The organism is Actinoplanes sp. NPDC026670 (assembly GCF_040638175.1).
GTDB lineage: Bacteria > Actinomycetota > Actinomycetes > Mycobacteriales > Micromonosporaceae > Actinoplanes.
In genome coordinates this window covers 72960-82258 of the sequence record NZ_JBEZXU010000047.1, presented here as the reverse complement: position 1 = coordinate 82258, position 9299 = coordinate 72960, and the positions used below count along the sequence as shown (strand labels likewise).

5 protein-coding genes are annotated in these 9299 nt (G+C 74.8%); all 5 read left to right on the top strand.

Going from position 1 to position 9299, the window contains the following annotated elements; genetic code table 11:
• Positions 1–146 precede the first annotated feature (146 nt).
• Genes AB0E94_RS35745 through AB0E94_RS35725 form a run of 5 tightly spaced genes read left to right on the top strand, consistent with a single transcriptional unit; the run spans position 147 to position 9264 of the window.
• On the top strand, positions 147–2456 hold the full coding sequence (locus AB0E94_RS35745; RefSeq protein ID WP_360335670.1) for a DUF4132 domain-containing protein: 2310 nt from the start codon (positions 147–149) through the stop codon (positions 2454–2456).
• 46 nt (positions 2457–2502) lie between these two features.
• Entirely contained in the window at positions 2503–3603 is a 1101-nt protein-coding gene (locus AB0E94_RS35740; protein WP_360335668.1) for an AAA family ATPase, read from the top strand.
• Entirely contained in the window at positions 3600–5996 is a 2397-nt protein-coding gene (locus tag AB0E94_RS35735) for a DUF5682 family protein (protein ID WP_360335666.1), read from the top strand. Before AB0E94_RS35740 ends, AB0E94_RS35735 begins: the two co-directional genes overlap by 4 nt.
• Complete coding sequence (locus AB0E94_RS35730) at positions 5993–7108, top strand: VWA domain-containing protein (protein WP_360335664.1); 1116 nt, start codon at positions 5993–5995, stop codon at positions 7106–7108. The genes AB0E94_RS35735 and AB0E94_RS35730 overlap by 4 nt, the downstream gene beginning before the upstream one ends.
• Entirely contained in the window at positions 7105–9264 is a 2160-nt protein-coding gene (locus AB0E94_RS35725) for a hypothetical protein (RefSeq protein ID WP_360335662.1), read from the top strand. The genes AB0E94_RS35730 and AB0E94_RS35725 overlap by 4 nt, the downstream gene beginning before the upstream one ends.
• The last annotated feature ends 35 nt before the right edge of the window (positions 9265–9299 follow it).

The window sequence follows — 9299 nt, the reverse complement described above, 5'->3', positions numbered from 1 at the left end:
GACCCGGCTGGTGATCCGGGCGCGGGGGGGGCGGGGGGGGCGGCCCGGGGCCCCCCCCCCCCTTCTTGGCGGGGGCCGGCGGGCGGGCGGGGCGGGCTGCACCCGCCCCGGGGGCGGCGGGTCCGCCGCCCCGCGCCCTGCGCCTGTTGGCCGAGGCGCCGGCCGCCGACCGGCTCCTGCACCGGCACCTGGCCAACCATCGGCCGCTCGCCGCCGAGGTCCGTCCGCGCTTGTCCGAGGAGGCGACGGCCCGGTTCGACGCCGCCCATGCCGCGCTGCTGGCCGCCGATGCCGACACGGCCACCCCCGACGAGCTGCCGCCGATCCTGGCCGAGCCGCCCTGGCTCACCCCGGTGGCTCGCGAGCCTCTCGTCGTCGCCGGGCTGAGCTGCGACGATCCGGTGCGGGTCGAGTGGGCGCCGGGCGAGCGCGAGGCCTGGGCCGACGGCAACTGGGCGGCCCGGCACGGCGGCACGCACGACTGGGCCGACCTCGCCCGGAAACTCGGCACCAGCGCCTCCAACGGCTGGGACGAGATCGACCTCTTCCTCCGCGGGCCCGACGAGCTGACCCTGTCCCGGGTGGGCGCCTGGCGGCCGAGCCATCACTACGACGTCGCCGACTGGGGCGCGGAGCTGCTCGCCCGATACGGCGCCGGGGCGGTCCCGCCGCTGGCCGACGTCGCCCGCCGGTCACCGGCCGCCGCCGCCCGCCTCCTGGCCCCGGTCGCCGGGCCGGAGATCGCGCAGCTGACGGCCGGCTGGCTCGCCCGGGTGCGGTCGGTCCGGCCGGTCGCGGTGGCCTGGCTCGGCCGGCACGCCCCGGCCGCCGCCCGGGCCCTGGTTCCGGTCGCGGTGGGCCGGATCGGTCCGGCCCGTTCCGACGCCGAGGGCGCGCTGCGGGCCATGGCCGCCGCCGGGCACGACGGCGAGGTGCGTGCCGCCGCCGGTGGATACGGGCCGGCCGCGGTCGCCGCGGTCGGCGAGATCCTGGCCGTCGACCCGCTGACCGTCCTGCCGGTGCCGATGCCGCCGCTGCCGGACTGGGCGAACCCGGCGGTGATCCCGCCGGTCCGGCTGACCGGTGATCGCGGCCGGCTGCCGGTCGAGGCGGTCCGCCACGTGCTCACCATGCTCGCCATCTCCCGCACCGACACGCCGTACCCCGGACTCGCCCTGGTCACCGCCGAGTGCGAGGCGACCGACCTGGCCGAGCTCGCCTGGACGCTGTTCACCGAGTGGCGCGAGGCCGGGCACCCGGTGAAACAGAACTGGGCACTCGACGCCCTCGGGCTGCTCGGCGACGACGAGACGGTCCGCCGGCTGGCCCCGGTGATCCGCGCCTGGCCCGGCGAGGGCGGCCACACCCGGGCCGTCGCCGGGCTCGACGTGCTGGCCGCCATCGGCACCGACGTGGCACTGATGTATCTCAACGGCATCGCGCAGAAGGTGAAGTTCCGCGCGCTCAAGGAACGGGCCGGCGAGAAGATCGCTGAGCTGGCGGCCGAGCTGGGCCTCACCGCCGAGGAACTGGCCGACCGGCTGGTGCCCGACCTCGGGCTGGACGACACCGGCAGCCTCGTCCTCGACTACGGCCGGCGCACCTTCACCGTCGGTTTCGACGAGCAGCTCAAACCGTATGTGGCCGACGCCGCCGGCAAACGGCTCAAGGCGCTGCCCAAGCCGGGGGCGCAGGACGACCCGGTGCTCGCGCCGGAGGCGTACCAGAGATTCACCGCACTGAAGAAGGACGTCCGGGCGATCGCCACCGACCAGGTCCGCCGGCTGGAGCTGGCGATGGTCACCCAGCGGCGCTGGACCGGCGCCGCCTTCCGCCAGTTCCTCATCGGCCACCCGCTGCTGCGGCACCTGGTGCGCCGGCTCGTCTGGGCCCGCTTCGACGACACCGGCCGCCCCGGTGGCGGGCTGCGCCTGGCCGAGGACGGCAGCCTGGCCGGCGTCACCGACGAGACGGCCACCCTCGGCGACGGCGAGCTGGTCGGCATCGCCCATCCGCTGCACCTCGGCGGCGATCTGGCGGCCTGGTCCGAGGTCTTCGCCGACTACCAGATCCTCCAGCCGTTCCCGCAGCTCGGCCGGGGTGTGGAGCCGCTCACCCCGGAGCGGGCGGCGGCGTTCACCGGTCGCAAGGCGGCCAGCACCGCCCTGCTCGGCCTGGAACGGCGCGGCTGGCGGCGGGGCGCCCCACAGGACGCCGGGGTGCAGGGCTGGTTCGAGCGCGACGTGCCAGGCGGCCGGCATCTGGTGCTCGCCATCGACCCGGGCATCGCCGTCGGCGCGATCGACGTGCTCGGCGAGCAGACCGTCGAGGCGATCTACGTCGTCCCCGCCGGCGACTACCACTCGTTCCGCGAGGAACAGGACGACAGTATCCGTGAACTCGACCCCATCACCGCGGCCGAGGCGCTGCGCGATCTGACCGAGGTGCTCACATGACCGTCACCACCACCCACGTGCAGCGCCGGGCCGGCGAGGTGTTCGCATGACCGCCTCGACCACGGCCCAGGTCCAGCGCCCGCCCGCCGAGGTGCGCTACGCCGACGAGCTGGCCCGGCTCCGGGCCGCCGACGACGCGCCGACCCCGCCCGGCTGGGCGCTCAGCCTGCGGGCCGCCCGCGCGTTCATCGTCGGCGACGAGAAGCTGGGCGTCACCCGCAAGTTCGTCGGCGACCCGTCACTCATCGACCGGGCCCTGGTCAGCCTCGCCACCAGCCGGGGCCTGTTGCTCGTCGGCGACCCCGGCACCGCGAAATCACTGCTCTCCGAGCTGCTCGCGGCTGCCGTCAGCGGCGACTCGACCCTCACCATCCAGGGCGGCGCGGCCACCACCGAGGACCAGATCAAGTATTCGTGGAACTATGCGCTCCTCGTCGCCGAGGGACCCACCGAGCGGTCCCTGGTCCCGGCGCCGCTGCTGCGTGGCATGGCCCACGGGCAGGTGGTCCGCTTCGAGGAGATCACCCGCTGCCCGCTCGAGGTGCAGGACTGTCTGCTCTCGCCGCTGTCCGACCGGGTGCTCGCGGTCCCGGAGCTGCCGGGCGACCTGGGCATGGTGTTCGCCAAGGAGGGCTTCAACATCATCGCCACGGCCAACACCAGGGACCGTGGCGTCAACGACATGAGCTCGGCCCTGAAACGGCGCTTCAACTTCGAGACGGTCTTCCCGATCGCCGACTTCGACACCGAGCTGTCCCTGGTCGAGGCCGAGGCCGGCACGCTGCTGCGGCGTTCCGGGGTGACCGCGCCACCCCGGCGTGACGTGCTGGAGGTGCTGGTCACGGCGTTCCGGGAGCTGCGGGCCGGCCGGACCGCGCGGGGTGACGAGATGGAGCGGCTGTCGTCGGTGATGAGCACCGCCGAGGCGGTCTCGGTCGCCCACGCGGTCGGTCTGCGCGGCTGGTTCCTGCGCGGTGACGCCGGCAGCGCCGGCGACCTGGTCTCCTGCCTGGCCGGCACCGCCGCCAAGGACAGCCCGGAGGACCTCGCGAAACTGCGGCGCTACCTGGAACAGCACACCTCGTGGCGGACCGGGCCGCAGTGGCGTGAGCTGCGGGACGCGCGCCGGGAACTGCCCGGCGGATGAACCTCACCGTCATCGGGGTCCGGCACCACAGCCCCGCCTGCGCCCGCCTCGTCGGCTCGACGATCGCCGCCCTGCGCCCGGCCCACGTGCTGATCGAGGGCCCGGCCGACATGAACGCGCGGATCGGCGAGCTGCTGCTCGGGCACGAGCTCCCGGTGGCGGTCTTCACCAGCTATCTCGACGAGCACCGGCGGCACGGCTCATGGGCGCCGTTCTGTGCGTACTCGCCCGAGTGGGAGGCGCTGCGGGCCGGTCGCGAGTGCGGGGCCGAGCTGCGGTTCATCGACCTGCCGGCGTGGCACGAGGCGTTCGCCGACCGGGACAACAGGTATGCCGACGCGGAACTGCGCTACGCCGAGGCGGTGGACCGGCTGTGCACCGAGTTCGGGGTCGACAACAGCGACGCCCTCTGGGATCACGTCATCGAGATGGGTCCGGCCGAGGAGATCGGGCAGCGGCTCGAGACCTACTTCGACCTGATTCGGGGCGACTCGGCGGCCGGGGCCTCGGACACGGCACGTGAGGCGTACATGGCCGGGTGGATCCGTGCCGCGTGCGCGGCCGCCGGGGACCGTCCGGTCGTCGCCGTGGTCGGCGGCTTCCACCGGCCCGCCCTGCTCCGCCTCGCCTCGCCGCCGGCTTCCTCCTCGCTCGCCTGTTCTTCGCCCACGTCTTCGCCCACGTCTTCGCCCGGTTCTTCGTCGCCCACCGCACCGGTTGCGGGCCCGGAGGCCGTATCACCGGGCGAGCCGGGGTGGCCGGCGGTGCCGGCGCCGCCCGACGGGGCCACCGCCGGCAGCTATCTGGTGCCCTACTCGTTCCGGCGGCTCGACGCGTTCGCTGGTTACCAGTCCGGGATGCCGTCGCCCGAGTTCTACCAGCGGCTCTGGGAGAGCGGCCCGGAGGAGGCCGCCCGCTACCTGATCACCGCGGTCGCCGAGCGGCTGCGCAAGCGCGGGCAGCCGGTCTCCACGGCCGACCTGATCGCCGCCCGGGCCGGGGCCGAGGCGCTCGCCCGGCTCCGGGGACACGACTGCCCGTCCCGGGTCGACGTGCTCGACGGGCTGGCGTCCGCGCTGGTCAACGAGGCGCTCGACGTGCCGTTGCCGTGGGCGGTCCGGGGTGCGGTCGGTTCCGGGCAGCATCCGGCGGTGGTCGAGATGACCGCCGCCCTCAGCGGTGACCGGGTCGGCCGCCTGCACCCGGACACCCCGCTGCCGCCCCTGGTGCACGCGGCCACCGCCGAACTCGAGCGGTACGGCCTGGACCGGACCGGCGAGCACACCGCCGACCTGACCGACCCGCACGGCCGGACCGTCAGCCGGGTCCTGCACCGGCTGCGGGTCCTGGAGATTCCCGGGTTCCGCCGCGACTCCGGGCCCGCCACCGGCATCGACCCGGTGCTGCGTGAGCAGTGGACGGTCCAGCGTCATCAGCACCGGCTGGCCGCGCTCATCGAGGCCGGCGGCTACGGACCGACCCTGGAAGCGGCGGCCGCGACCCGGATCATCCAGCGCATCGACGACGCCGGCGGTGACCTCAGGCGCATCGCGGACGCGCTGTTCGACGCGGGGCTGTGCGGGGTCACCGACCTCGGCTCGGACGTGCCGGGCCGGCTCGAACGCGGCATCGCGGTCGCCGGTGACCTGACCGTCCTCGGCCGGGTGCTGGCCGTCACCCTGGCTCTGTGGCGGCACGACCGGCTGCTCGGCACGGCCGGTAGCGAAGCCCTCGGCGTCGTCGTGGCGGCTGCCACCCGGCGGATCCTCTGGCTCGCCGAGGGCTGGCACGCGCCCGGAGCACCCGCCGACCGGGAACGGATCGCGGCGGTCGTGGCGGTCCGCGACTCGGTGCTGCACGCGGCGGGGCTGGGCGTCGACCGTACCGCCGCGGTGGAGATCTCCGGCCGTATCGCGGCCGACCGTGCCGCACCGCCCGACCTGCGCGGCGCCTTCTACGGCCTGGGGCGTTCCCTGCTCGGCGCGAACGATCCGGCCGGGCTGTTCCCCGAACCGGGGGAGGCCGTGCGCGGTGCGTTCACCGGCGGGACGGCAGGCGACTGGCTGGCCGGGCTGTTCGGCGTGGCCCGTGAGCACGTCCTCGCCCCCGGCGGCATCCTCGGCCTGCTCGACGACCTGGTCGGCGGCCTCGGCGCCGACGACTTCCTGGTCGCGTTGCCCGCGTTGCGGCAGGCCTTCGAATACTTCCCGCCCCGCGAGCGGGAGACGATCGCCGAGGAGTTGCTGGCCCGGCGCGGGCTCGGCGGTTCGGGCCGTGACCTGCTCCGGATGTCCGTCGCGCCGCAGATCGTGGCGGCCGGCATGGCCCTGGACGAGACCGTCGAGCAACGCCTGGTCCAGGCCGGGCTGATCACCCTGGGGGAGGACCGATGACTGACGTCGGCCTGGAACGATGGCGGCTCATCCTGGGCGCGCCCGCCGGTGGCTGCCTCGGCGGCCTCACCGGCGCCAACGGCCAGCGGGACGCCGCCCTCGACTGGCTCTACGGCCGCGACGAGGAGCTGAGCCGCCGCGACATCCGCCGCGAGGGCGGCACCGGCCCGTCCCAGCTCACCACGGTCGACTGGCTCGACGACATCACCAGACTGTTCCCGAAGGAGACCGTCGAACGGCTCCAGCAGGACGCCGTCGAGCGGTACCAGATCGACGACATCGTCACCGACCCCGGCGTGCTCGAACGGATCGAACCCAACCCGGCCCTGCTACGGGCCGTCCTCCGGACCAAGCACCTGATGAACCCGGAGGTGCTCCGGCTCGCCCGGCGGCTCGTCGAAGCGGTCGTCCGTGACCTGATGCGGCGGCTCGCCACCGAGGTGCAGCAGAGTTTCTCCGGCGCGCGGTCACGGCGGGCCAGCCGGTTCCGTCAGGCCCGTGACTTCGACGCGCGGCGGACCATCCGGGCCAACCTCGGCAACTACCGGCCCGACGAGCGGCGGATCTACGTCCAGACGCCGTACTTCGCGTCCCGCACCCGGCGGCAGATCAACCAGTGGCAGGTCATCCTGCTGGTCGACCAGTCCGGGTCGATGCTGTCGTCGGTCATCCACTCGGCGATCACCGCGGCCTGCCTGTGGGGGCTGCCCGGTGTGCGGACCCACCTGATCGCCTTCGACACCGAGGTCGTCGACCTGACCTCGGACGTCACCGACCCCGTCGAACTTCTCATGAAAACCCAGCTCGGCGGGGGTACGGACATCGCGCGCGCGGTTCGGTACGCGGCCCAGCTCGTCGAGCAGCCACGGCGGACCATCGTTGCCGTGGTCAGTGACTTCTTCGAGGGCGGATCGGAGGCGGGGCTGGTGCGGGCCGTGCGTGAGCTCGTCGAGCAGGGCAGCATCGTGCTCGGGCTCGCGGCCCTCGACGAGAACGCCGACCCGGCGTACGACCGGGCCTGCGCCCAGAAACTCGCCGACGTGGGCGCGTGGGTCGGTGCCATGACCCCCGGTGAGCTGGCCGGATTCGTCGCGGAACGGGTGGGACGATGAGCGCTGCCGGAACCCTGCCGGCCCGGGCCGACCTGCGGGCCCTCGACGCCGACGCGCTGGCCGCACTCACCAACCGTGGCCTGGTCAAACGGGCCAGCCGGGAGGTCGAGCGGGAACCACCGCGGCTGTCCGCGGACGGTCCGGCGATCGTCGCCGAGTTCAGCGACGGGGTCCGGGCGTCGCTGCCGGAGGGCGGCCTCGAACAGGGGCGGTGCTCGTGTGGGGCGACGGGTGTCTGCCGGCACCTGATCGGCCTGATCCTCGCCTACCAGGCCGCATCCGCCGCTGCCGCGCCGACCGGTTCTCTGCCCACCGTCACGCCCGAGGAGCCGGCCGGGGAGCCGGCCGAGGCGCCGCAGGCGGATCCTCCGGCCGTCTCCTGGTCGCCCGGCGCCTTCACCGATGACGACCTGATCACCCGGATCGGGGCTCGCCTCGTCACGGCGGCCCGGCGGGCGGAACGAGCCGGGTACACCGCCCGGGTCCGGCGCGGGCCGGTCCCGGTGGTCGAGCTGCCCGCGGCGACGGTGCGGTTCCTGGTTCCGAACGACCTCGGTTATGTGCACACCGACGCCCGGGCCGGGGTCCGCGACGACGTGATCGCGCTGGCCGTCTGGGCCTTCCGGGCCGCCGACGAGCAGCAGCCGGACGCCGTCGACTGTGTGATCGACGTCGGAGGTTCCAGCACCGGCACGTCCACCGGTTCCGGGCTCGAAGGGCTCGTCGAGTTCGCTGCCGAGGTGTTGCGGGGTGGCGCCGTCCACTCGGGCGCGGGCCTCGCCGCCACCGCCGCGGGTCACCTGACCGCCCTGGACCGGGCCGGGCTGCGGTGGCCGCTCGACGCCGCCACCGAGCTCGCCGGGCAGCTCACGGCCTACCGGGACCGGAGCGCCCGCTATTCCCCGGAACTGCTCGCCGACCTGCTCGCGGAGCTCTTCGCCAGGCACCGGGCGGCCACCGCCGATGGCGCGGCCTCGGCCCGGGCCCGGGTGCTCGGCTCCGAGGAGGCGGCCGAGACCCCGCTGCGCCGGGTCCGGCTGGACGGCCTCGGCGCCCGGGTCACCGCGATCGACGACGAACGGCGAATCGAGATCTTCCACGGCCAGCCGGCCAGCGGTGTCGTGCTCGTCTCCCAGCGGCAGTGGACCACGCCCGACGACGGCCCGGCCCTGGGCCGTCGGCGCATCGCCGGGACCACGATCGCCGCGGTGGCCGGCGGGACGCTGGTGACCGAGTCCGCGGTACGCAGCGCCAGCCGGGCGGTCCGGTTGAGTGCCAGCCGGGTCGCGAAGTCAACGGTCACCGCCTCGAACGGCGCCTGGGACGGTCTTCCCGACGGCCTGCTGGTGCACGACTACGCCCGCCTCGCCGCCGACCTCGAAGCGATGCCGCCTCGCCCGGTCCGCGCCCGGGTCCGCGCCGAGCTGGTCCGGGTCCTCGTGATCGCCGGCGTCGGCCCGGCCCATTACTCGCCGGGGGCCCAGCGACTCACCGTGGAGATCCGTGACAACCACGGCAACACGGCCGAGGTGATCGCCACCCACGCCGCGGTCGCCCCAGGCCGTCTCGACGCTGTCGCCGCAGCCCTGGGCGGCCATCGCGGCAAGCCCCGCTACGTCGCCGGCAGCGTCCATCGCAGCGGCGGCCGCGTGGTGATCGATCCGTACGCGATCGCCGCCGACGGCCCACCGATCATCCCCGACCTGGCCACCGCCGACGCCTTCACCGGCCTGCCAGCCGCCGACGGCGGGATGACCGGGCCCGCCGACACCGGGATTGCCGGGCCGGCCGCCGCTGGTGGTGGGTTCACCGGGCCGGCCGCGGCCGCTGATGGCTCTCCGACGGCAGGGGATCCGGCCGTGCCGGCCGGTGTCGAGGTCTGGGACGACGAGGGGAGCGATGTGCTCGCGGCAGCGGTGGCGGCGGCGCGGGATGTGCTGGCGGAAGCGGCGCACACCGGCCTCGCCCATCTGCCGGCCGCGTATGTGGATCGGCTCGGCCGGGCCCGGAACGTGCTCGCCCGGGTCGGGTTGCACCGGGTGGCGTCCGCGCTGGACGAGGTGTCCGCGCGGCTGAGCCCGGACCCAGGCATCGACGCGGCGAACGCCTGGGCCGACGCCTACCTGCGGGTGAGCCTTGCCACGGATCTCCTCTGACATGGCGGCGACCGGTGGAGCTGCCGTGTTCCGGG

Coding starts and splice junctions, on each gene's coding strand:
- AB0E94_RS35735 (WP_360335666.1), top strand. CDS start 3,600: ATGAACCTCACCGTCATCGGGGTCCGGCACCACAGCCCCGCCTGCGCC.
- AB0E94_RS35730 (WP_360335664.1), top strand. CDS start 5,993: ATGACTGACGTCGGCCTGGAACGATGGCGGCTCATCCTGGGCGCGCCC.
- AB0E94_RS35725 (WP_360335662.1), top strand. CDS start 7,105: ATGAGCGCTGCCGGAACCCTGCCGGCCCGGGCCGACCTGCGGGCCCTC.
- AB0E94_RS35740 (WP_360335668.1), top strand. CDS start 2,503: ATGACCGCCTCGACCACGGCCCAGGTCCAGCGCCCGCCCGCCGAGGTG.